Origin of the sequence: Flavobacterium sp. HBTb2-11-1 (assembly GCF_009826975.1) — a bacterium.
Taxonomy (GTDB): Bacteria; Bacteroidota; Bacteroidia; order Flavobacteriales; family Flavobacteriaceae; genus Flavobacterium.
Window position 1 is genome coordinate 565,676 of record NZ_WUMO01000003.1, and the last position, 24,508, is coordinate 590,183.

The following is a 24,508-nucleotide window of genomic DNA, read 5'->3' on the forward strand; positions in this document are numbered from 1 at the left end:
TTAGTTGAGGGTTGAAAGTTGTTTGTTGATGGTTTTTGGAATTTGGAATTTGTTTATTTTGGAATTTAACTTTCATCGGTATCATTCGTTTCTCCTTCGTATTGCGTGTGAGCCGTTCTGGCATCATAGCCTAATTCTCTTAGATATTTTGAGAATATATCTGAATATCCGTGAGTGCAGATTACTTTTTCTGCGCCTGTGGCTTTTATGCTTTCCAATAGACCTGTCCAATCGCAATGGTCGCTTAGGACAAAACCGCGATCCACGGCACGTCTGCGTCTGGCTCCGCGAAAAGTCATCCAGCCGCTCGCTGTTCCAGTTACAAAAGGAGTCATTTTTCTAATCCAAGTGCTTCCATGTGCGCTTGGCGGAGCAATTACAATGCTGCCGAGTAAATTTTCTTTCTTGGTTTCAGCAGTGACTCTAATCGTAGGAGGCAAATCGATTTGCGGACGTACAATATTGGTCATATTTTCGATAGCGCCATGTGTGTATATTGGTCCAATGCTTGTATCTAGATTTTTTAATAATCGCTGTGCCTTTCCTAAAGAATATCCAAATAGAACAGAAGTTTTTCCTTCTGCACGATTCTCGGCCCACCAATTATTAATTTCTGTCATGACATCAGCTTGCGGACTCCATTTAAAAGCAGGAAGTCCGAACGTGCATTCAGTAATAAAAGAATGGCATTTTACTACTTCGTACGGGACAGAAATTCCGTCATCTTCAGTTTTGTAATCACCAGTAAAAACCCAAATTTCACCTTTGTATTCAACCCTTATTTGGGCAGAACCAATAATATGGCCTGCAGGATGAAAAGAAAATTTCACTCCATTTATCGTAAAAGTTTCATTCCAATTCTTTCCTGAAACGTTTATTTCTCCCAATCGATGCTTAATAATTGGAATATTTGAGTAATGGGTAATATAGTTTTGATGCCCCCATCTGGCATGATCAGAATGTCCATGGGTAATAATGGCATTTTTTACTGGTCGCCACGGATCAAGATATACGTCGGCCTGCTGGCAGTAGATTCCTTTGTCGTTAAATTGCAATAGTGGCGGATTCATTTATTTAATTGGATAATTAGAAAATTTAGCAATTAGATAATTTTTTTTATGTGCTTGCTGCAATAATTAGATAAGCTATAAGTGATATGCTCAGTACAAAAAGCATCATTGTTATAAAGGTAAGCATTGCGGTTGAATATTGATACTTTCCTTTTTTTAATAATTTGATAGTCCGAACATAACGCAAATAGGAGAGCAGAATAGTCATTGCGCCGGCAATCAACAAACCAATGCCTAAATAAATAGTGAAATTGCTATTTGGCGGAACAGTTTCGGCAATATATTTTGCTGGAAGCTGTTTTAAAAACAATGAAAATTTTACCGCGACAAACCCGAAAACCATAATCCCAATTCCTGTACGAATCCATGCTAATAAGGTTCTCTCATTAGACAGGTATTCATTCATAACTTCTTGATCATTTTTTGGCGACATAGTTTTTAGGGAATTTTTTAATGTTCAAAATTTCTGTAAGGAGGACAGTTATATTTACCGTCTTCGTTGTCTAAATTATAACTGTTATAAGGATTAGCATCATCGTATGTAGGATAAGGAGTATTGTCTTCAGCCAGATTAAGTCCGCTTTCTATGATTTCATAGGAGCCTTCAAAATGACTGCAAAATTTTCTGTAATTCGTATCAGGATTTTCTCCCGAAGTAAATTCATCATCCATTGCTTCATTTTCATGCGCTGTATCAACATGATCTGGTTTACTGCATTTATAATCATTTAATCTTGCAGTTTTTCTGCTGTCTTTATCTTTTTTCATGGCTGCTAATTTTAAATTAGTAAATGGCTATCATAAAATGATATATACAAATTTGAAAATTAGAAGCTTGAAAAATTTATATGATTCGATTTTATTTTTATATGATTTATTTTAAAGAGGATTTTTTCTGTGCTTCTCATTTTGTAAAAATCAAATATAATTCTGTAAAATAACGACTTACACATTTTGCAAATTTGTGTATATTAATTATTTAAAAAATTATTTATCATGGAAACTTCAAGAAAAGATTCGAAATCTGGAATGAAAGATTCTGGAAAAACTCAAAAATCAACTTCTGGTTCTAGAGGAAAAAGCACTACAAAGTCTAACGATTCTAAAGGTAGAGGTGGGCATTAATTTTTAGTTTACGGAAAAAACTAAATAATAAAAGCGTGCTGTTTAAATATAAACAGCACGCTTTTAGGTTATATAATGTTTATAGTTTATTTCAAAACTTCCTGAATCGTTTTTACAAATGTTTCTACAGGTTGTGCTCCGGAAACAGCATATTTTCTATCGAATACAAAGAATGGAACTCCTTGTACGCCGATTTCAGCTGCTTCTTTAATATCTGACTCAACTTCTTTTAGAAATAAAGAATCACTTTCAAGAATCTCCCTAATTTCTTTTTCTTCCAAACCAGCTTGAATTCCAAGTTCTATTAAAGTTGGACCGTCGTTTAAATCTCGTCCATCAGTAAAATAGGCTTTAAAGAAAATCTCTTCCATTCTGTCGCCTATATTTTTAGTTTTAGCCAATTGAATAATTCTGTGGGCATTTAAAGAATTTGAAATAACAGCTTTATCAAAATTATAATCTAAACCAACACTTTTAGCGCGTTCTGCAACTCCTTTGTGCATTTCTTTAGATTGTTCAATCGACATGCCTTTTCTTTCTGCTAAGAACGTATAAACATCCATATCAGGCTGGGATGTGATTGTTGGATCTAGCTGAAAGCTTTTCCATTCAATTTCAAATTCGTTATTAGGAAATATAGCAAGCGCCGTTTCCAATTGTCTTTTTCCGATATAACAAAACGGACACATGATGTCCGACCAAATTTCTATTTTCATATTGCAAAGATAGGGAAAATTGTTTGTTTCATGTTTCAAGTTTCAAGTTTGATATGCTTTGTGTTTTTCTTACCGCAAAGCACGCAAAGGTTTACGCAAAGTTCGCAAAGTTTTTTTTTAAGCAAGATGAGATAATCTCGCAAAGTCGCGGAGTCGCAAAGTTTTACATAAAGCTTTGCGAACTTTGCGTTTACTGTAGATTCAGCATATTATAATACCTTGCGGTCTTTGCGTTAAAATCAACACAAAGTATATCAACTTGAAACTTGAAACAAAAAAACAACCTCAAATAAAAAACCGCAACTCTTTATGGGAATTGCGGTTTCTAGGTATAAAAAATGGTTGGTTAATAGCGATATCTTTTTTTTTACAATGATATATCTTTTATTTAGAATTAAAAAATATCCCTGTAACAGAAAGAAACTTTAATGTTAACTATTTAACATTACAGGCATTACAAGCATAGTAACTGTTTCTCCTTCTTCTAAACCATCAACTGGAGTTAAAATACCAGCTCTGTTTGGTAATGACATTTCAAGCATAATCATATCAGATTGAAGATTAGTCAGCATCTCTGTTAAGAAACGAGAGTTGAAGCCAATTTGTAAATCATCTCCTTGATAATCACAAGTCAATCTTTCTTCTGCTTTGTTTGAGTAATCGATGTCTTCTGCAGATACGTTTAATTCTGCTCCTGCAATTTTTAAACGAATTTGGTGTGTAGTTTTGTTAGAGAAAATCGCAACACGTTTAACTGAACTTAAGAATAAAGAACGGTCAATCATTAATTTGTTCGGATTTTCTTTAGGAATTACCGCTTCGTAGTTCGGGTATTTTCCATCAATTAAACGACACATTAAGATATAGTTGTCAAATGAGAAAGTCGCATTTGAATCGTTGTATTCAATTTTCACTTCAGCATCAGAAGTTCCTAAAATACTTTTCAAAATATTTAAAGGTTTTTTAGGCATAATAAAATCTGCAACTTGAGATGCTTTTACATCTGTACGTGCATATTTTACCAATTTATGAGCATCTGTAGCTACGAAAATTAATCCCTCTGGCGAGAACTGGAAGAAAACTCCAGACATTACCGGACGTAAATCATCGTTTCCAGCAGCAAAAATAGTTTTGCTTACCGCAGTTGCCAAAACTTCTGCAGGAACAAGCGTTACAGATGGATCTTCAAGACTTACTGCTTTAGGAAATTCTTCTCCAGCTGCGTAAGCCAGTGCATATTTACCTGAATTTGAGCTAATTTCTACTGTATTGTTGTCTTCAACAGTAAAAGTTAACGGCTGCTCTGGGAAAGTTTTTAAAATTTCAAGTAAAAGCTTAGCTGGAACCGCCACACTTCCTTTACTTGTAGAATCGATCGATAATGTAGCCGACATTGTCGTTTCAAGATCTGAAGCCGAAACGGTCAACTCATTATTGTTTAGTTCAAATAAGAAGTTGTCTAAAATAGGCAACGTATTATTACTATTGATTACACTACCTAAAACTTGTAATTGTTTTAATAAGTACGAACTCGATACTATAAATTTCATCTGTTTTATTTTATTTTTTGATGGATGCTTTAGCAAATAAAGGGCTAAATATACGGATTACAAATATATCTTAAACTATCCAAAGTATTACATTTTTTTATTAACATCTATTTGCTGTATTTTCTTTTTCTTACAAAAGTAAATACAAGTCCAAAAACGGTTAAAATTAGAATTGGTACTCCGATAGTTATGAATTGAGTCTGAGTATAGCTCTCGTAAACTTTTTCTTTGTCTAATAATGGTAGTTCTACATCTTTGCTTCTAATGTTAATAAGTCCTGTATCATCAAGAAGATAATTGATGCAATTCATGATAAAGTCTTTATTGTCGTATAAATTTCCAGTTCTTTGGTCGTAACCTAGTTCGACTGGCATCATGTTTTTGTCCAATTGGTTTTTTGCAATGTCTCCGTCAGCAATAACAATCATCTTGTTCGGTTTTCCTTTTGCTGTAAACGAATTGTCTTTGAAGGGCAAAACTCGGTTTTCAAAAGCAGAATGGAAAGAGCCTTCTAACAAAACGGCAAGATTTTGGTTTCCTTTATTCAAATAATCTTGCGGAGTTGATTTTTCAGTAACCATATTCAGATTGATTTCTGCTGGTGTTCCGATAGTTTTGGAATATTGAGAAGACTGCAATAAAACTGTTTTTTTGATTCCGTTTTTCAACGTATCAATTGGGTTGGCAAAATCAAACTTAATTCCGCCAAGATTTTTAACAATAGGATGCTGGCTCTTTGGATAAACCTGAGGAGCAAATTTCCAAATAAAATCTTGATATTGCGTTGCGCTTCCTTGTTCGCCGGTTGCCAATTTTATTGGACTTCCATATTCATCTTTTATCAAATCGGGATTAATTCTGAATCCATATTTGAAGAACATGTCGTTTAGATTCAAATCTCTTGGGTAAGCTAAAGTTGCTCCTGCATCGTTGTATAAACTATCCATATCGGCCGCAACTTGATCAATCAGCCAAATGGTTTTTCCGCCATTCATAATAAACTGATCCAGAACTTCTTTTTCTTCATCGGAGAATTTTTCTGTTGGTTTAGAAATAATGGCTAAATCATATTTTTTCAACGCATTTAAAGTTCCGTTTGGATCTTTTGCAACAGAATCTAAAGTAAAAGGTCCGATAAAATAACTTTCACGAATCTGCATCAGCATTTTGGCGATATGAATTTCGTTTAATTCGCCATTTCCTTTTATGATGGCAACTTTTTTCTGTTTATTTTTAGTCACTTTATTTACGGCATCAGCAATTGAATATTCTAAATGCTGAATAGATCCAATTACTTTTTGCGTAGTAGAAGCTCCCATTATGTTTTTTAATAATGGAATATTAACTTCTTTGTTATTGTAAACTGCAACAGCCCATGGGAAAACCATAGCTTGAGATTGTTTTCCTTTATCGTCAACTGTAATGTTTACAGGAGTTAATCCTTTTTGGAAAAGTGATTTTGTAAGTTCTTCGCTTTCATCTTCATTTTCTAGCGGATCAACAAATTCGAAAACAATATTACTGTTGTAAGCTTGAAATTCTTCCAGTAATTGTTTGGTTTCCTGCTGTAAACGTCTAAAATCGGCTGGGAGATCTCCAGCCATATAAATCTTTATAGAAAGTGGGTTTTGAACTTGTTTTATAATGCCCAACGAAGTTGGAGATAACGTATAACGTTTGTCTTTCGTTAAATCAAAACGATGGGAAAATAGAGTTCCAAGTACATTTAAAACTACTAAAATGAAAATAGTAATACCTAATGTTTTTAAATTTTGCTTTATAGATGGTTTCATTAGGCTTTATAAGATTTTAATTGGTAAACAGTAAAAGACAAAAAAGCAATGGCAATGCTTAAAAAGTAAATAATGTCGCGAGTATCAATTACACCACGACTCATACTTTTAAAATGATTTTGCATCCCTAAGATTGAAATAAAATTGTTTGAACCTGGAATTAGCGAACTCAAACCTTCAAAACCAAAATAAAAGAAAAAACACAGAAAAACGGCCACAATAAAAGCCACAATCTGATTTTCTGAAAGGGTAGAAGTGAAGATTCCAATTGCTGAATATGAAGCAATTAAAAATAATAATCCGAAATAAGAACCAATTGTGCTGCCCATGTCAATATTGCCTTCTGGCGAACCTAAATCTGAAATTACTTTTACGTAAATTAACGTTGGAATAATCGCTAGAATAATCAGCAAAAATGAGCCAAAGAATTTACCATTTACGATTTCCCAGATTGATAAAGGTTTTGTTAGAAGCAATTCTAAAGTTCCTTGTTTTTTTTCATCAGAGAAACTTCTCATCGTTACAGCTGGAATTAAGAAAATCAGAATCCATGGCGCCAATGTGAAAAACGGAGTTAAATCGGCGTAACCTGTATTTAGAATGTTATAATCTCCTTCGAACACCCATAAAAATAGTCCGTTGCTGATTAAAAAAACAGCTATGACCAAATAGCCGATTGGAGAGCCAAAAAAGGATTTTATTTCTCGTAATATTATAGACTTCATATATTTTGTTTCAAGTTTTTTTTAACCGCAAAGAACGCAAAGTTTTACGCAATGTTCGCAAAGTTTTTTACTTAAAGCTTTGCGAACTTAGCGTTTTATATAAAGCTTTTTAGAAGAAAACTTGCGTTCTTTGCGGTTAAATATCATTTTAATTTAAGCTCATCAATTTATCAACGCTCCACGCTTCTGGTTTTGCATTGAATAGTTTTTTTGTAAAATCCCAAACCGTATTAAAAAGTTCAGATTTTCTGTAATTTTCTAGATCTTCTTCAGTTTCCCAATAACTGTAGGTGAAAAAGATGCATTTGTCATTTTTATCCTGATACAATTCTAAAAAACGATTTCCTTCTGCATTTCGTATTTTTTCTTTCACCGATTCAAAATTCTCCAGAAAATCAGGAATTTTTTCTTCGTGAAAACTCATTTTTACTATTCGAACAAACATCTTATTATTTTAGATTTTAGACTGTTGATTTTAGATTTTTGAATTGTCTAAAATCTTACAGGTGCGCAAAAATACCAAAATAGATTATTGTTTTAAACAAAAAATGAAATATTATAAATGTCGATTTTTAAATTCTATTTTCACAGTATTTTTAAACATAGCCCGTGGTTTCAACCACGGGAAACGTTGAGTGATATGCGTTGTGTTCCCGTGGTTGAAACCACGGGCTATATTCATGATCAAAAACAATAAAAAATCTGCTCAATCAGCGAAATCTGCGAGCTAAAAAATCTAAAATCTAAAATTTTTCTAAGAAAACTTAATCGTAATCACATCACGATAATTCAATCCCAACAAACTATTTGCAGAACCCACTTTAGAAGGATTGCTTCTGAAAATAGCAATTTCTAGAAATCCAGCTTCATTAAAAATAGCTAGTTTTTCTCCTTCATAGGTTTTAATCGGATATTTGTCAGAAGTGGCAATAGCCGAATAATTTGGCAGAATTGTTTTGATGCTCTTTGGTTTCATCACAATTTCGTAAGGACGTCCGCGCGAAACTTCTAAGAATTGTTTTTTAGAAATATTGGTTACAACGTTTCCAAAATGATCAATATATATGATGTTTCCTTTTATAGAATTTCCGTCATCTGCAACAAGAGCCTGCAATTCGGTAGCTTCTTTAATAGACGAAATTTCTTTTCCGATAACATTCAATAAACCGCCTCTAGATAAGTGAGAAGCAACCTGAATAAAGATATCCAAATCTGTAGCTTCAATTGGGAAACGATCGTGAATATTAATTGCCACAATCTTTTGCGGAACAATTTTCTGGGTAAGCATGCTTAAGATTCCGTTATCGGCACAAATAAAGTAATGATCGTTCCATTGCATAGCGATATGCTGGTTTTCTTTATTACGCTCGATATCGACACCAATTAAGTGCACAGTTCCTTTTGGGAAACTCAAATAAGATGCTCCAATAATATAACTTGCTTCGGCCGTATTAAAGGGATCAATGTCATGAGAAATGTCAATGATTTGAACCTCTGGATTTTCAGAAAGTATTTTACCCTTCAGCGACCCCACAAAGTGATCTTTCAAGCCGTAGTCTGTAGTAAGGGTAATTATTGACATATTTTTGTTTATAACTATTGATAGTATTTAAATCTAATTTTCATTAAATTTGAGAAATGCAAAGCTAATAATAGTAAACACAAATTGAAAGAAAGTAAAGACAATTTGTATTTTTTAAAAGTTTTTGCCTGTTACAATATTCAGAAACACAGATTTAAGTTCAAGAAAAGAAAAGCTGAAAACTGCGATCGGATACTGTGACTAAAGAAAGACCCGACAGCCACTAAATATTAAAAGGAATTATTTTAATTTAAAACAACTTCATTTGAACGAAAGAATAATCGAGCTAGTAGATATTGCACCAAAAGAATTTTGGGGCGCACAGGATAGCCATTTAGAAATTATTAAAAAGTATTACCCAAAGCTTAAAATCGTAGCACGAGGGACAACTTTAAAAGCATTTGGCGAAAAAGAAGTTTTAGACGAATTCGAAAAAAGATTTCAAAGATTAATGCTTCACTTTACACGTTACAACAATATTGACGATAACGTAATTGAGCGTGTGATAATGAGTGATGGTCAGGATGAAAAGAGAGCTTACGATCATGATAAAATCTTAGTTCACGGTGTTGGCGGTAAAATTGTAAAAGCAATGACCCCAAATCAGCAATTGCTGGTTGATACCGTTAAAAAGAACGATATGGTTTTTGCAGTAGGCCCCGCTGGAACTGGTAAAACATATACAGGAGTCGCTATGGCGGTAAAAATGCTGAAGGACAAAGAAGTAAAAAGAATTATTCTGACGCGTCCAGCGGTAGAAGCGGGTGAGAATCTAGGTTTCTTGCCTGGAGATATGAAAGAAAAACTTGATCCTTACATGCAGCCACTTTACGACGCCTTGCGAGATATGATTCCGAATGAAAAACTCGAAGATTATATTTTAAAAGGAATTATTCAGATTGCTCCTTTGGCTTTCATGCGCGGACGAACTCTTGACAATGCTTTTGTAATTCTTGACGAGGCTCAGAATACCACACACTCACAAATGAAAATGTTTTTGACCCGTATGGGGAAAAATGCCAAATTTATGATTACCGGCGATCCAGGCCAAGTCGATTTGCCACGAAGAACCATTTCTGGTCTTAAAGAAGCGCTCTTGGTTCTAAAAGACATTGAAGGCATCGGAATTATTTATCTGGATGATAAAGATATTGTTCGTCATAGATTGGTTAAAAAGGTAATCGATGCTTATAAGCAAATAGAAAACCACGATTAAGTTTCTTAAGTGAAATGTTATATGTAAATCTTGAAATGAGTTTGGCCACAGATTAAAGGATTTGACAGATTTTAAAAAAGACATTTTAATTTTTTAATCTGTGGCTAATAACAAATAATATTCCTTTTGTACGTTTTATATAAAGGTGCAAAACGAATATTATTTTAGTATCATTGAAGAAAGAATTAGCCGATGGAAAAAAATGGAAAGTAAAATTACATAAAACAGGAATTGTTAAGATTTAAATTATTTATATAGCAATATTCAATGGAATAGTTAAATAAATAATAAACTTACCTCAATTTTAAACTTCAGAGATTGTAATCTATGGCTAAACGGTCTTAAAACTTTAAATTTGCATTCATCGATATTTGATAATTATGAGAAAACTTAAAAATATAAAAGTTATAGTAAGCGACCTTGACGGAACTTTACTTAACCCGCAACACACAATTTCAGATTATACTAAATCAATTTTTCAAGAACTTCACAATCAGGGATATTTAATTGTCGTAGCCACAGGTCGTCATCATTTAGATGCAATGGCGATTATCGATAAATTGGAAGTTCCCGTTTATTTGGTAAGTTCTAACGGAGCCCGAATCCATTCGCCAAACAAAGAGCAGCTTTTCGCTTTCAACTTAGATAACGATGTGGTTAAAGCCGCTTTGAACGTTGAAATTGACCCAGAAATCACTGTAGTTTTATTCAAAGAAAATGTTTGGCAAACCAATAAATGGAACGAAAAGCTGAATTCTTTTCAAACCGAACTAAAATATCGCCCAGAATTGGTAGATTATAAGAATTTAGAGGATTTTGGAGCTATTAAAATTTTCTTTTCTTGTAGCGATCACGAAAAATTAGTCAAATTGAAAGATGCCATTTTAGCCAATTCTTCAGAACATTTGCATCATGCCTTTAGTTTGCCGACTTGTTTGGAATTTATGGACAAATCTATAGATAAAGCAGTTGCAATTGAGCAGGTGTTGGAAAGAGAAGGATTTACATTGTCTGAAGCAGTTTCTTTTGGAGACGGATTTAATGATGTGCAAATGCTGTCTTCATCAGGAAAAGGATTAATTATGGGAAATGCTCCATCTATTTTGAAAGAAACTCTGCCAGATTTAGAAGTAATTAAAACAAATGCCGAGGATGGCGTTGCAAGATATATTGCGTCTAAAATTTTAGATAAAGAGTTTGCAACAAGTTAATTAAAGTATTTTTACATTCAGTTTATTGCTGAATAGCAAATAATGGTTATTTTTATAAGAGCTAATTCACAAGGAGTTAGCTCTTATTTTTTAACCTTAATTGTGTAACCATGAAAAAATTTTTACTTCAAGCCGAACGGAATTTGATTTCGGGAGCATTAGTTTTATTGCCACTTTTAGTTTTTTTTATTCTATTGGGAAAAGTCTGGAAGTTTTTTCAGAATTATGGAGAAAAATTTGCACACTTTCTTCGCTTAGATTTGGTATTAGGAAAATATGCAACAGATATTGCAGGAGGAATTATTTTGCTGGTTTTAATTTATTTTAGCGGTTTTTTAATGCGTTTAGCTATCTTAAAACGATTTACAAATTGGGTAGACGAAAAACTCATGATATTTTTGCCTGGTTATGAAAAGAATAAGAAAGAGGCTGAAGAAAAATTGTTGAAAAGAAATCATGAGCCAAAACCAATTACGGATTTACCAATTTTACTCAAAAATGGAAACTTTTGGCAACCTGCACACTTAATTGAAGAAAATGAAAACGGAATGGCTGTAATATTTGTACCCAATGCGCCAGCTCACAATGAGGGGCAAATTTTAATTGTAAAGTCAGAAGATTTTAAAAAATTAGCAGAAACTAGTATTGCCAGTTTAGACAACTCGATAAAATCATTTGGCAAAGGGATTTTAAGCTTTAAATAATTCACTAAAATTGAAGTAATATTTTCTTTGTTTGCTCTGTCAAATAGTTTTAAATTTGCATTCATTAAAAACAACACAACCAAAGCATAATGAGTAATACAATCACAACTACAAATTTTAATTTCCCGAATCAGAAATCAGTTTACCGCGGAAAAGTTAGAGAAGTTTACAATATTAACGACGAACTTTTAGTAATGGTAGCTACCGATAGACTTTCGGCTTTTGATGTAGTTTTGCCAAAAGGAATTCCGTACAAAGGACAAATCTTGAATCAGATTGCAACAAAATTCATGGAATTGACACAAGATATAGTTCCAAACTGGCTGATTGCTACTCCAGATCCAAACGTTGCTGTTGGGCATTTATGTGAGCCTTTTAAAGTAGAAATGGTTATCCGTGGTTATTTGTCAGGGCATGCAGCTCGCGAATATGCAGCTGGAAGAAAACAAATCTGCGGCGTTGCTATGGCTGAAGGTTTAAAAGAAAACGACAAATTTCCTGAGCCAATTATTACGCCAACAACAAAAGCTGATAACGGTTCTCATGATGAAGATATTTCTCGCGAGGATATTTTAGCTAAAGGAATTGTCTCTGAAGAAGACTATTTAGTTTTAGAAAAATATACTAGAGCTTTATTTCAGAGAGGAACTGAAATCGCTGCTAAACGCGGATTGATTTTAGTAGACACAAAATATGAGTTTGGAAAAACAAAAGACGGTGTTATTGTTTTGATTGACGAAATTCACACACCAGATTCTTCTCGTTATTTCTACGCGGATGGATATGCGCAAAGACAAGAAAAAGGGGAGGAGCAAAAACAATTATCTAAAGAATTTGTGCGTCGTTGGTTAATCGAAAATGGTTTTCAAGGTAAAGAAGGTCAACAGATTCCAGATATGACAGATGAATATATCGAATCAGTTTCTGAAAGATATATCGAATTATACGAGAATATCTTAGGAGAAAAATTTGTAAAAGCTGATATTGATAATATTGATAAGCGTATCGAGAAAAACGTATTAGAATACCTTTCTTCAAAATAACAATTTCGTGCTTAAACGAACTTTTAAGCTTTAAAGAATATAAATGCCCTACTGTACAGTAGGGCATTTTTTTTGATAGAAAATCCAAAATTAAATTTATAAAAAAGCGCGATTCAAGTATTTGACCGCGCTTTTTTATTATTAAAATAAAATTTGCATTTTTTTTCATTTTCGATGCAACGTTTTATACCAAATGTGCGTCTAATAAGCAATCATCATAATCATTAAACAAGCAATCAATCATGAAAAAAACAGTAATCGTTTTCGGAACGGCTTTGGCCTTATTTGCAAATTTTGCAACAGCTTCTAACTTGAAGTTAGTAAGTAAAAATGAAATTGAAATTGAAATTGAAATACCTTTCGATTTATCGTCGCCCTTGCATTTGGCAGTATGTAATGGAGATGTTGAAACCGTAAAGAAAAGCATTGAATATGGTGCAGATGTCAACAAAATTGTGCGAAACATGACGCCTTTAATGCTTGCTGCCCGTTTTAACAATGTCGAAATCATAAAAATTTTATTGGCAAATGGAGCAAAGCCGTCAATAGAAAACGCGCATGGGCTTAGAGCATTGGATTATGCTCGATATGCAAAATCAGCAGAGGCTGAAGCAGTTTTAAAAGGGCTTAGATAAAGATTTTTAAGAGCAAAAAGCATCATTTTAAGAATGATGCTTTTTATTTTTAAGCAGATTAATTTTGCTCTAGTTTAATTTTTAAATTTTCTAGACCTTTCTGTAAATCGTTTCCAATCATTTGATCCATTTTCAACAATGGAAGCATAATATTTGTCGGATATGGAATTACACCGCTGATTCCCCATTTCACTTTTGTTCGATTTTCAGAAATAGGTTCTGTAGACATATATCCGACAGCAGTGTCATCCATTGGCTTTTTAAAACGGAGTGCAAAATCCAAACGTCTGTTTTCTGTTATTTTTGTAATTTCCTGTTCGCCAACGCCAACTTCTTTTACATTACTTTCCCAAGAAGAAACTGAACCAATCATGCCGTCAATTCCTCTATAATGAACTTTCATTTTCGGATCCATATTTGCCCATACGCTAAACTCATTTTGATTTTTTAGAGAACGAACATATTTAAAAATGCTATCAGCGGGTTTATTGATTGTAATTTCTCTTTCTACCGAATATTCTTTCGGCATAAAATAAGCGGTAATTAAAACAATTGAAATAAATAAAATTAAAATGACGAGAATTCTTTTAATAAAAATCATGACGCTCTGCTTTAAGGTTATTACATTATTGTTTGTTTTTATTTTTAAAGCTAAGAATTAGAAGGCTTGGGTATTGATATGTTAGCCTTTGATTTCTAATGCTATAGTAAATTTAAAAAAATAATTTATGCGTTGAAAAGCAGATTGATTTTAAAAAGAATTAAAAAAAAATAAGATTTGTTGTAACATTTTTTCTTTTTAGTAGTCTATTATAGTAAAATCAATAATTTGATAACGTTAAAGCTCTTTGATTATCGTTTTATTAAGTAAGTGTTAAGAATTTGTTAAAACATGGTACTTTGTAATGCATAATACGATAAAATGATTTACTTTTACATCATCAAATTAAAAATCATCATCAATCATTTAATAAACATCAATCATTATGAAAAAATCAGTTATTTATTTAGGATTAGCCTTAGTAACATTTGGAAATGTAGCAATGGCTTCAAATGAAATCTCAACTGTTAAAAATCAAGTTGAATTTAAAAATTACGTGGGAACTCCTTTAAATGTTGCTATTAGTAAAGGAGATTTAGAAACAGTTAAAAAATTTATTGAATATGGTGCAGATGTGAACCAAATATCAGAGGATCTTACTCCTTTAATGATAGCTGCACTTTACAATAAACATGAGATCATTAAAATTTTATTAGCGAATGGGGCAAATCCTAAAGCTAAAAACGAAAAAGGTTATACTGCATTAAAATATGCACAAGCATCAAATGCTTCGGAAGCAATTGCGCTTTTGAAAGATTTGAAATAAGATTTTAAAAGTTTTGAGTTAGTAAAAAGACCTTTCTGAGCAAAAGGTCTTTTTTTTGCTTTGTGCAGACTTGATTATAAACAAAAAAGCATCATTACGAGAATGATGCTTCTTCTTTTTTAAATCCCAACAAATTGATTTAAAACTAAATATTTTAATTATTTATTCTATCGGTACATGTTTTTTTCTGTTGAATATCCAGAATAAAATTGGAAATACTAATAGTGTTAAAACAGTAGCTGTCATCAGTCCACCGATAATTACAATGGCAAGCGGTTTCTGCGATTCAGATCCAATTCCTGTAGAAATTGCTGCAGGCATTAATCCTATAGATGCCATTAATGCTGTCATAACTACCGCTCTGGTTCTGGCTTTTACTCCCATAAAAATAGATTCTTCGAGAGAGAATTTGGCTTTCAAGTTATGATGAAATTCAGAAATTAAAATAACTCCGTTTTGAATACAGATTCCGAGAAGCGCTATAAATCCAACTCCTGCTGAAATTCCGAAATTCATTCCTGTAATATGAAGCGCAATAATTCCGCCGATAATAGCAAATGGGACGTTAGCCAAAACAAGAAGAGAATCTTTAAAGTTTCCAAACAAAATAAACAATAGTACAAAAATTCCAATTAAACTAATGGGCACTACTTGCGCTAAACGGGCACTCGCACGAACTTGATTTTCAAATTCTCCTGTCCATCCTGTCGTGTAACCAGCTGGTAATTTAAGTTTGTTTACTTTTTGTTGGGCTTCTGCAATTGTACTTCCTAAATCACGATCACGAACAGAAAATTTTACACCAATAAAGCGTTTGGTGTTATCTCTATAAATAAATGCGGGACCTGTAATAGTTTTAATATCACAAATTTCCTTTAAAGGGATTTTGATTCCGCTGATGGTCGGAACTTTAATTTCTTCCAAATCTTTTTCATCTTTACGGTATTCTTTAGAAAAACGAACGCGAACATCAAACTTCTTTTCATCTTCATATTTTTCTGTTGCAGTTTTTCCTCCGAAAGCTAATTCTAAAACTGCTTGTGCATCACTCAGAGTTACTCCATAGGCCGCCATTTTTTCGCGATCCAAGATTACGCTAATTTCAGGCTGTCCAACATTTCGCAAAATTCCAACATCTTTTATACCTGGAATATTTTTAATTTGAGCCAAGACTTCATTCGCAAGCTCATCTAATTTATTCAAATCGTCCCCATAAATTTTAACGGCATTCGAAGCTTTAAACCCAGCCACCGATTCTGCAACGTTATCAATTACGGGTTGAGAATAATTATATGTGATTCCCTGATGGACTTTTAGTTTATTATCCATTTCATTAATCAGATCGTCCATAGAAATTTTACGTTTCCATTCTGCTTTTGGAAGTAAATCAACTTGAAGTTGGATAAATCCAAAACCATTCGGGTCAGTTCCATCGTTGCTTCGTCCAGTTTGAGATAAAACTTGTTTAACCTCAGGAAAACTTTCCAGATCTTTTCTAATCATTGCTGCTGTTTTCACACTTTCAGGGAGAGAGGTACTCATTGGCAATTCTGCCGTAACCCATAATGCTCCTTCGTTTAATTGTGGTAAAAACTCGGTTCCTAAGAAACCTGCTGAGAAGAAAACGGCTGCTAACAATCCTAATGATGCAATTAAGGTCTGCACCTTATGTTTGAATGTCCATTGAAAACCTTTGCTGACAATTCTATCCCAAAAATTCACAAACGGATTATGTTTTTCTTTTACATTTTTATTTAATAAAATATGAGAAAGAACGGGAACCAAAGTCAAGGTAAAAATAAGCGCTCCTAATAAGGCAAAACCTAATGTAAAGGCTAGGGGAGAGAACATCTTTCCTTCTACTTTCTGGAAAGAGAAAATAGGAAGCAAAGCTGTAATAATAATCAGTTTTGAAAAGAAAATGGCTTTACCCATTTCAGTTCCTGTCTTTTTGATTAAGCTTCCTTTTGCAATTTTATTGAATTTTTCCATCCCTAACTGATGTGCCTTATGATCTAAGACTACAAACAAGCCTTCAACCATTACAACGGCTCCATCAATAATAATCCCGAAATCGACCGCACCTAAGCTTAATAGATTGGCACTCATTCCCATCATCTTAAGGCATAAGAATGCAAATAATAAAGAAAGCGGAATGACAATCGAAACCGTAAAGGTAGTTCTCCAATCGGCCATAAATAGAAACACGACAACAGTAACGAGAATAATACCTTCAAACAAGTTATGCATTACTGTTTCGGTCGTAAAATTCATCAAATTGTCACGATCGTAAAATGTTTCAATTTTAATGTCTTTTGGTAAAACATTATCGTTAAGATCTTTAATTTTTGCTTTGATTAAGGCGAGTGTTTCCTGCGGGTTTTCACCTTTTCGCATTACTACGATTCCCTCAACGGCATCGTCATTGTTTCCAATACCTGTTTGTCCAACTCTTGGCATTGAACTTTCGTAAACATTAGCTAAGTTTTTAACTAATATTGGATTTCCTGCTGCATCATCTACGATAATATTTCCAATATCTTCTTTCGATTTTAATAAGCCGACACCGCGAACAACAAATGCTTGTCCGTTCTTTTCAATAACATCACCACCTACGTTCAAGTTTCCGGCATTTACAGCGTTGTAAACCTGCAAAGGTGTAATGTTGTATTTAGCCAATTTGATAGGATCAACCCCAACTTCATAAGTTTTAGTTTGACCTCCAAAAACATTTAAATCTGCAACGCCAGGCAGAGAACGAAGTTGTTTATCGATAACCCAATTTTGGTAAGTCAATAATTCTCTACTGTCTCTGCTATCGCTTTTTACAAGATATCTGAAAATTTCTCCTGTAGGCCCGTAAGGAGGCTGTACATCTGGTTCTACATCATCAGGCAGGGAAACATTCTTTAATAAGTTATTTACCTGAAAACGGGCAAAAGTATCGTCTACACCATCATCAAAAATGATTTTAATAACCGATAAACCAAACATAGTAATGCTTCGCACACTTGTTTTTTTCTGTACTGAGTTCATGGCAATCTCAATAGGAGAAGTAACAAAACGCTCTACTTCTTCAGCACTTTTTCCGTTCCATTGCGTAATAATAATGATCTGCGTATTGGTAACGTCTGGAAAAGCATCAATAGGCATATTTTTGAAAGAAATAAATCCCGCAACAGCCAATAATCCAACCCAAAAGAAGGTAAATGCTTTATTCTTTAGCGAAAAAGCAATAATATTTTTTATGAATTTGTTCATGTCTTAATTATTTAAAGCACCATAAATAAATAGCTGATTGTTGGTGATTACTTTTTCATTTTCTTTTAAACCGCTTGAAAGGTAAGTAGTGTCTCCAACCACTCTATAAACTTCGACTTGTCTAGTTTCAATATTATTACGGTCATTAAATACCACGACAAAATTTTTGCTTTTATCAAAAACAATAGCTTTACTTGGTACGGCTATCATAGATTGGTTTTCATTAAAAGACAATTTTATGTTAGCATTCATATCGGGCTTAAGCATGTAATCTGGATTATTCAGTTTAATTCTGGCTTGCATAGCTTTAGTCTCAGGATCAATTACATTATAGATTTTATCTACTTTTCCGTAAAATGTTTTATCAGGATAACTCAAGGTAGTTACAGCGGCGCTCGTTCCCAGTTTTACTTTATTGATATCTATTTCATTAATATTAGCCATTGCCCAAACTTCGCTGATTTCTGCAATATCAAATATGTTTTCAGAACGGTCGTTACGTAAAAGCATATCTTGGTTGATGCTTTTCTGAATGATAAAACCGCTTATCGGAGCTGTTACTTCGTAAATTGAACCCGCCTTAATATTATAGATTTTATAGGTTTCCTGTATTTTGCTTAATTGCGACTGCGCTTTATTTACCTCAGATTTTGCCTGAAGAACATCGCTTTCAGAATTCAGTTTTCCGTCAAATAATTCTTGAGCAACTTTCAAATTGTTTTTGGCAACAAGCAAATCGCTTTTTGCATCAATAGATTGTTTTTCAAAATCGGCAACATCAGTACTTTTTATCGTGGCAAGAACTTGTCCTTTCTTAACATAATCACCAAGTTCAACATTTACTTTCATTACATTTCCGCCAACCAATGGGTAAACATCAATCATTTTATTATTGTCAGCCGTAATTTTTCCATAAAAACTAAGTTCATTTTTTAATGGCTGAGATTTAGCTTCTGCAGTTGTAGTGCTTTTAAGCATAGTATCGCTTAAAACAAAAGAGGTATTTGTTTCAGGATTTTCAACTTCTTTTTTGCAGCTCGTAAGAGATAAGCCTGCTAATGCGATTCCGATGAATAATATATGTTTCATTTCTGTACTTTTTTTAAAATAAATCTTTGTTGATGGTGCTATTTAACTCTTCGCCTGCAATCACTACTTTTTTCTTTAATTCATTTAATTGAATTATAGCTTGATTGTAGCTTTCCATAAAATCGGTAAATTCTAAAAGGCTCACGTTTCGTTTTTGAAAGTTGGTAAGCATTCCGTTATAAACTGCTTCAAAATCTGAATTTACAGTTGGTTTTATGACAGCATAATTTTGTCTGGATTCATCCCATTTGGTCCATGCTGACGTGATTTCTGTTTTGAGCTGTAGTTCGAAGTTTTGTTTTTCAATTTTAGATTGTTCCAAAATTGTTTTTGCATACTTAATGTTTCCTTTATTTTGATTCCAAAGTGGTAAAGGAATTCCAACAGTTAAATTGGCTTCATTGTTAAAAGCACCGCTTCGCTGATCATAATTTGCTCCGAGTGTAATGTCTGGAACTGAAAGCGATTTTTGCCATTTTACATTCAATTCATTTGCATCAATTTCTTTTTGTTTGGCTAAATAATCTGGGCGGTTAGCAATAGCTTGTTCTTCAAAGCTTTTAAGATCAAAGTTGATTGTTTTTAAGTATTTATCCGAATCGTCTTTGCTTACAACAGGAATTACATTTTCAGTTTCGTTCAAAAGCAATTTCAAATTAGCTTGCTCTTCTATATTATTGTTTACAACTTCCAGACGCTCATTTTTAAAATTCAGATACAATGATTGTAAACGCACGACATCCTTCAAAGGAATATTCCCTTTCTGAGCCTGAACAGAATAAGAGTTGATTAAATTTTCAATGTGAGCCAGTTGCTTGTCAGTATTTTCAAGGTTTTTTGTGTTATAATACACCGTATAAAAACTCTTGCGCAATTGTAGTTTTAGGTTGCGAAGCACATCATTAAATTGCAATTCTGCCAATTGGGTATTGGTTTGAGCCAATTTAACTTCATTGCGTTTTTTTCCGCCGAGATAAATAAGCTGCTCGATACTAAATGCTTTTTGACCTTCTTTGCCAATATCAAAAAACTTATCCCTTTCAGGATTATAAGCATTCAATTCCGCAGTTATTGTGGGATTGTCCCAAATACGAGCCTGAATAGTTAGCGCTTTTGCAGCATCGATGTTGTATTGGGATGCCAGTAAAAAAAGGTTTTTTTTCAAAAATTGACTTTCACAGTCTTGGAGAGTAAGTGATTTTTGCGCTATTGCAACTTGATTTAAAAGTGCAAATAACAGCAATGCGAATAACTTTTTCATTGTATCATCTTTAAGTTGTACAAATATGCTATCAACAGGCTTTAAGAGAGCTTAAAATCTACCTTAAAAATAGCTTAAAATTGTTTACAAACTAAAAAATAACTGAAATAAATTCGTGTTAATATTTGATGCAGAGTAAGTTATGTTTGCTTTGTGCAGAATTAGGATGCGTTGCACAATTCTTAAGCCAAGTCCAAAACCAGAAGTTCCTTTTGAATTTCGGCCACGCATAAAAGGCTGAAAAAGATTTTTTTGTTCTTCTTCATTTAAGGTTTCTCCTGTATTGGATACAGAAATGATAAGATGATGATGATCGGTGCTTATTTTTACTTTTGCCTGCTTATTGTCTGAATAAACACAGGCATTTTTTAAAATATTGGTTAAGGCTATCTCTAAAAGATTTCTATTTCCTTTTACTTCTAAAGCGGTATCAAGATCGTCACTTTCTTCCATTTCAAAAAGAATAACGAAATCAGGGAAAGCTTTGTTTATTTTTTCGATAGAAGAAAATAAAATTTCATCTATTCTTTGCACTTCATGATGATCTGCTTTTCTGTTATCAATTTTAGAAAGGATAAGTAGAGAATTGATTAATTCGGTCAAGTGATTGACATCATCTAAAATGGAATGCAAAAATGACTTGTCTTTCTGCTGAAGCTCTGGTTCGGCCATAGCATTTTCTATTTGAGAAGTCATTCTGGAAAGCGGTGTTCTTAATTCATGAGATGCGTGAGCGGTAAATTCCTTTTGCTTTTGATACGAAAGTTCAATGCGATCCATCATGAAATTAAATTCATCAGCAATTAAATCAATTTCATTTTTACTGCTTTTAGACTCAATTCTGGTATCGAGATTATTTTCGTTTATGTTTTTTATTTTCTGATGAAAAGCATGAAGAGGATTCATAGCTTTTCTTACCATAAATGAAGTTAACAGCCAGCAGATTGTTGTAAAAAAGATATACGAAATAACTAATGTATAACGTAAGAAAAGTAGTTTTCGATTTCCATAATCATCCGTTGCAGAAATTAAAGCATAAAAATCTTTGTCGTTGGTATCATAAAAAACACCATAAACCTCATAATTGCCTTGCTGTTTAAAAAAGGTTTTATTCTTTTTAAGATATTTTAAATCATCAACAGACCAATTGATTTTGGCGTCATCAATGCTGCTGTAAATCAGTTTGTAATTAGAATCAAAAACCAAAGTTTTTTCATCATACAATTTGTTGATTGAATTCTGGTCTATTATTTTTAAAAGCTGATTGTCGACTTGTTTTACGTTAACTAATAACTTAATATTAGATAGAGCTTTAATTTCTAATCGATCTCGAAATTCTTCTTTTCTGTAATTGGAATATAAAATGAATATCACTGTAGAAGCCAGCCCAAAAAGGATGGTAAACAGTAAACTTACTAAAAGTGATATTCGATTTTTTAATGTCATTCCTGATCGCTTAAATAGTACCCATAACCGACTTTGGTTCGGAGAAGTTTTATATCGTGATCTTTATCAATCTTCTTCCTTAAAAAATTGATATAGACCTCAATAGTATTCTGATTGGTTTCAATATGGTAATCCCAAAGTTTTTCGGCAATAAACTGTTTAGAAATCACTTTTCCTTTAGCATGCGCTAAAATCAGAATTAATTTAAACTCTTTTGGCGTAAGTTTAATTTCTTCACCCGCCCTAAAAACTTTCATTTCTTCCTCAAAGATCTCCAGATCCTTAATAGTAATTTTATTGTCTATTTGCTGCGGAACATCTTTTCTTCTCAAAAGCGATTGTACACGTGCATGCAATTCTTCAAAATGAAAAGGTTTAACCAGATAATCATCTGCGCCATTATCAAAAGAAGATAGCTTATCTTCAATTTCACTAAAAGCGGTAAGCATAATAATTGGTGTTTTTTTGTCGATTTCACGAATACCTTTACAAACGTCAATTCCATTTATTCCAGGAACATTGATATCAAGAATAATCAAATCATATTCGTACGGAAAGTACTTTTTAAGAAGCAAAGAGCCATCATAATAAGGAACACACTCGAATTCTTTTGAAGTAAAGAATGCGGTGATTTCTTTTGATAAAGTAAAATCATCTTCGAGTAGTAATATTTTCATGCCTGATTATATTATTTGTAGATCTGATTTGGTAAACTCAAATCAGATCTACATTAAAAGTATATTATTTAAAATAAGAAAAAGTCTCGTTGTTCTCAATTTTCAATAAAGCTTCATAAATAAGTTGAATCACATTCTCAACATCATCCTTGCGAACCATTTCTACAGTAGTATGCATATATCTTAACGGAAGCGAGATTAAAGCAGATGGAACACCACCATTGCTATACGCAAAAGCATCAGTATCTGTACCCGTTGCACGCGAAGTAGCATGTCTCTGAAAAGGAATTTTATTCTCTTCTGCAGTATCAACAATCAAATCGCGCAATTTATTCTGAATAGCAGGAGAGTAGCCAATAACAGGACCTTTGCCCATTTTAAGATCACCCTCTACCTTTTTATCAATCATTGGTGTAGTGGTGTCGTGGCATACATCGGTCACAATTGCTACATTAGGTTTTATGCGGTGAGCAATCATTTCGGCTCCGCGAAGACCAATTTCTTCTTGAACAGAATTTACTATATACAAACCAAACGGAAGTTTCTTTTTATTTTCGTGTAATAGTCGAGCAACTTCAGCAATCATAAAACCGCCCATTCGATTATCGATAGCACGGCAGACAAATTTATTCTCATTCAAAATCATAAATTCGTCTGGATAGGTAATTACGCATCCCACATGAACACCTAATGCCTCAACCTGCTCTTTGTTCTCGCATCCTAAATCAATAAAAATATTACTCAATTTAGGAATCTCTTCTTTATCACGCAAACGAGTATGAATAGCAGGCCATCCGAAAACACCCTTTACAATTCCGTTTTTAGTATGAATATTAACCCTTTTAGATGGAGCAATTTGGTGATCAGAACCACCATTTCGTATTACATATATTAAACCATCCTCTGTAATATAATTTACATACCAAGAAATTTCATCTGCGTGACCTTCAATAACAACTTTGTAAGGAGCATCTGGATTAATTACGCCAACAGCTGTTCCATAAGTATCTGTAATAAAAGTATCTACATAAGGTTTTAAATAATTCATCCAAAGTTTTTGTCCTTCACTTTCATAACCAGTTGGAGAAGCGTTATTTAGATAGCTTTCTAAGAAAGCAATAGAAGTATCATTTAAGATCGATTTTGCACTCATAAAAATATTTTTCCGCTAAAATATAAATTTGGTATTAGAGTTGTGTATAAATATATAATTTTACACTTTAATTATGATTCAATGAGACTAACCACCTTTTTATTTATACTATTAATTTGTTTTTCGTCTAAAGCCCAAGTTACTCCAAAAGAGAACGAACAAATGGGATACATACTTACTGAGAAAGATTCTATTTTAGGTGATACTATTCAGCTGCCAGAAATAATTATTTCGAAAGGAAAAAAGATGAGTGCAGAGGAAATGAAACAATTTCAAATTCTTCAAAACAGAGTATATAAAGTTTATCCTTATGCAAAATTAGCTTCAGAGAGACTAACTGCTTTAAATAACGGAATGGCTCGTTTAAAAACAAGTCGTGAAAAAAAGAAGTATTTTAAAATAGTCGAAGACTACTTAAACAATGAATTTGAAGAAAGGCTAAAAAAACTATCCAGAAAACAAGGACAGATTTTAGTGAAATTGATTCATCGTCAAACTGGAATTACAACTTATGAATTGATTAAAACCCTAAAAAGCGGATTTAAGGCGTTTGTTTCAAATACAACCGCGAATTTATTTGATATAAGTTTAAAAGAAGAATACAAACCTTACGACGTAAACGAAGATTATTTAATAGAAACAATCTTAGTGAGAGCTTTTGAATCTGGTCGATTGGTAAATCAGAAACCAGCCAATCCTGTAAATTATGATGATTTATCAGAGAAGTGGCAGCAAAGAGCAAAAGAACTAAATAAGAAATAATTTTGTACATAATATATAGTATAGCAACCCGACAGTTTTTTCTAAACCTGTCGGGTTTATTTTTTTGACTCATAATATATAAGGAGAAACCCTCAATTGTCCGACTGTACGGATCCGAACCT

24 protein-coding genes are annotated in these 24,508 nt (G+C 33.1%); 8 read left to right on the forward strand and 16 right to left on the reverse strand.

Annotated features, from left to right (window positions below; all coding sequences use genetic code 11):
* Positions 1 to 65 precede the first annotated feature (65 nt).
* From GR162_RS09305 to GR162_RS09315, 3 genes are read right to left on the reverse strand one after another with little or no spacing between them, the layout of a single operon-like run.
* The gene (locus GR162_RS09305; RefSeq protein WP_160781919.1) at positions 66 to 1,070 is read right to left on the reverse strand and encodes a ligase-associated DNA damage response exonuclease; all 1,005 of its coding nucleotides are present in this window, start codon (positions 1,068 to 1,070) and stop codon (positions 66 to 68) included.
* Between the two features lie 46 nt (positions 1,071 to 1,116).
* The gene (locus GR162_RS09310; RefSeq protein ID WP_008469038.1) at positions 1,117 to 1,503 is read right to left on the reverse strand and encodes a YidH family protein; all 387 of its coding nucleotides are present in this window, start codon (positions 1,501 to 1,503) and stop codon (positions 1,117 to 1,119) included.
* Positions 1,504 to 1,520: 17 nt separating this feature from the next.
* Positions 1,521 to 1,838, reverse strand: a complete 318-nt coding sequence (locus tag GR162_RS09315) for a hypothetical protein (RefSeq protein WP_160781920.1) — start codon at positions 1,836 to 1,838, stop codon at positions 1,521 to 1,523.
* A 228-nt stretch (positions 1,839 to 2,066) separates the two neighbouring features.
* Here GR162_RS09315 and GR162_RS22355 point away from each other — a divergent pair, with 228 nt between their 5' ends.
* A complete protein-coding gene (locus GR162_RS22355) occupies positions 2,067 to 2,195 on the forward strand; it encodes a hypothetical protein (RefSeq protein WP_255459844.1) in 129 nt (42 codons plus the stop codon).
* Positions 2,196 to 2,281: 86 nt separating this feature from the next.
* Here the strand turns inward: GR162_RS22355 and GR162_RS09320 are convergent, their stop codons facing one another.
* The 6 genes from GR162_RS09320 to GR162_RS09345 form a co-directional block, all read right to left on the reverse strand.
* Positions 2,282 to 2,911 carry a DsbA family oxidoreductase gene (locus GR162_RS09320; protein ID WP_160781921.1) on the reverse strand — a complete coding sequence of 210 codons (630 nt, stop codon included), beginning with the start codon at positions 2,909 to 2,911 and terminating at the stop codon, positions 2,282 to 2,284.
* A gap of 431 nt (positions 2,912 to 3,342) precedes the next feature.
* Positions 3,343 to 4,461, reverse strand: a complete 1,119-nt coding sequence (gene dnaN, locus GR162_RS09325; protein ID WP_008469033.1) for a DNA polymerase III subunit beta — start codon at positions 4,459 to 4,461, stop codon at positions 3,343 to 3,345.
* Positions 4,462 to 4,568: 107 nt separating this feature from the next.
* Positions 4,569 to 6,254, reverse strand: coding sequence for a gliding motility-associated ABC transporter substrate-binding protein GldG (gene gldG / locus GR162_RS09330; protein ID WP_160781922.1), 1,686 nt, complete (start codon positions 6,252 to 6,254; stop codon positions 4,569 to 4,571).
* The gene (gldF, locus tag GR162_RS09335) at positions 6,254 to 6,979 is read right to left on the reverse strand and encodes a gliding motility-associated ABC transporter permease subunit GldF (RefSeq protein WP_066034539.1); all 726 of its coding nucleotides are present in this window, start codon (positions 6,977 to 6,979) and stop codon (positions 6,254 to 6,256) included. Before gldF ends, gldG begins: the two co-directional genes overlap by 1 nt.
* Before the next feature lie 148 nt (positions 6,980 to 7,127).
* Positions 7,128 to 7,424: a putative quinol monooxygenase gene (locus tag GR162_RS09340; protein WP_160781923.1), complete on the reverse strand. Its 297-nt coding sequence runs from the start codon at positions 7,422 to 7,424 to the stop codon at positions 7,128 to 7,130.
* 309 nt (positions 7,425 to 7,733) lie between these two features.
* Complete coding sequence (locus GR162_RS09345) at positions 7,734 to 8,561, reverse strand: S-adenosyl-l-methionine hydroxide adenosyltransferase family protein (protein ID WP_066034541.1); 828 nt, start codon at positions 8,559 to 8,561, stop codon at positions 7,734 to 7,736.
* A 265-nt stretch (positions 8,562 to 8,826) separates the two neighbouring features.
* Here GR162_RS09345 and GR162_RS09350 point away from each other — a divergent pair, with 265 nt between their 5' ends.
* From GR162_RS09350 to GR162_RS09370, 5 genes are all read left to right on the forward strand, one after another.
* Positions 8,827 to 9,777, forward strand: coding sequence for a PhoH family protein (locus tag GR162_RS09350; RefSeq protein WP_008469028.1), 951 nt, complete (start codon positions 8,827 to 8,829; stop codon positions 9,775 to 9,777).
* Positions 9,778 to 10,157: 380 nt separating this feature from the next.
* Positions 10,158 to 10,988, forward strand: coding sequence for a Cof-type HAD-IIB family hydrolase (locus tag GR162_RS09355; RefSeq protein WP_160781924.1), 831 nt, complete (start codon positions 10,158 to 10,160; stop codon positions 10,986 to 10,988).
* Between the two features lie 110 nt (positions 10,989 to 11,098).
* Complete coding sequence (locus GR162_RS09360) at positions 11,099 to 11,692, forward strand: hypothetical protein (protein ID WP_160781925.1); 594 nt, start codon at positions 11,099 to 11,101, stop codon at positions 11,690 to 11,692.
* An 89-nt stretch (positions 11,693 to 11,781) separates the two neighbouring features.
* The gene (locus GR162_RS09365) at positions 11,782 to 12,735 is read left to right on the forward strand and encodes a phosphoribosylaminoimidazolesuccinocarboxamide synthase (protein WP_160781926.1); all 954 of its coding nucleotides are present in this window, start codon (positions 11,782 to 11,784) and stop codon (positions 12,733 to 12,735) included.
* A 242-nt stretch (positions 12,736 to 12,977) separates the two neighbouring features.
* Positions 12,978 to 13,370, forward strand: a complete 393-nt coding sequence (locus GR162_RS09370) for an ankyrin repeat domain-containing protein (RefSeq protein ID WP_160781927.1) — start codon at positions 12,978 to 12,980, stop codon at positions 13,368 to 13,370.
* A gap of 58 nt (positions 13,371 to 13,428) precedes the next feature.
* On the opposite strand, the gene GR162_RS09375 is transcribed toward GR162_RS09370, so the two are convergent.
* Positions 13,429 to 13,971 carry an SRPBCC family protein gene (locus GR162_RS09375; protein ID WP_160781928.1) on the reverse strand — a complete coding sequence of 181 codons (543 nt, stop codon included), beginning with the start codon at positions 13,969 to 13,971 and terminating at the stop codon, positions 13,429 to 13,431.
* A gap of 385 nt (positions 13,972 to 14,356) precedes the next feature.
* On the opposite strand from GR162_RS09375, the gene GR162_RS09380 reads away from it, so the two are divergent.
* Positions 14,357 to 14,737, forward strand: coding sequence for an ankyrin repeat domain-containing protein (locus tag GR162_RS09380; RefSeq protein WP_066034546.1), 381 nt, complete (start codon positions 14,357 to 14,359; stop codon positions 14,735 to 14,737).
* A gap of 162 nt (positions 14,738 to 14,899) precedes the next feature.
* Here GR162_RS09380 and GR162_RS09385 read toward each other — a convergent pair whose 3' ends face one another.
* The 6 genes from GR162_RS09385 to GR162_RS09410 form a co-directional block, all read right to left on the reverse strand.
* Positions 14,900 to 17,998: an efflux RND transporter permease subunit gene (locus GR162_RS09385; RefSeq protein ID WP_160781929.1), complete on the reverse strand. Its 3,099-nt coding sequence runs from the start codon at positions 17,996 to 17,998 to the stop codon at positions 14,900 to 14,902.
* A gap of 3 nt (positions 17,999 to 18,001) precedes the next feature.
* Complete coding sequence (locus GR162_RS09390) at positions 18,002 to 19,087, reverse strand: efflux RND transporter periplasmic adaptor subunit (RefSeq protein ID WP_160781930.1); 1,086 nt, start codon at positions 19,085 to 19,087, stop codon at positions 18,002 to 18,004.
* Positions 19,088 to 19,100: 13 nt separating this feature from the next.
* Positions 19,101 to 20,348, reverse strand: coding sequence for a TolC family protein (locus GR162_RS09395; RefSeq protein WP_160781931.1), 1,248 nt, complete (start codon positions 20,346 to 20,348; stop codon positions 19,101 to 19,103).
* 84 nt (positions 20,349 to 20,432) lie between these two features.
* Positions 20,433 to 21,794 (reverse strand): ATP-binding protein, encoded by a 1,362-nt coding sequence (locus tag GR162_RS09400; RefSeq protein WP_160781932.1) that lies wholly within the window; start codon positions 21,792 to 21,794, stop codon positions 20,433 to 20,435.
* A complete protein-coding gene (locus GR162_RS09405; RefSeq protein ID WP_160781933.1) occupies positions 21,791 to 22,471 on the reverse strand; it encodes a response regulator transcription factor in 681 nt (226 codons plus the stop codon). The genes GR162_RS09400 and GR162_RS09405 overlap by 4 nt, the downstream gene beginning before the upstream one ends.
* 64 nt (positions 22,472 to 22,535) lie before the next feature.
* The gene (locus tag GR162_RS09410; RefSeq protein ID WP_160781934.1) at positions 22,536 to 23,624 is read right to left on the reverse strand and encodes a M42 family metallopeptidase; all 1,089 of its coding nucleotides are present in this window, start codon (positions 23,622 to 23,624) and stop codon (positions 22,536 to 22,538) included.
* Between the two features lie 81 nt (positions 23,625 to 23,705).
* On the opposite strand from GR162_RS09410, the gene GR162_RS09415 reads away from it, so the two are divergent.
* A complete protein-coding gene (locus tag GR162_RS09415) occupies positions 23,706 to 24,386 on the forward strand; it encodes a DUF4294 domain-containing protein (protein WP_160781935.1) in 681 nt (226 codons plus the stop codon).
* Positions 24,387 to 24,508: the final 122 nt, after the last annotated feature.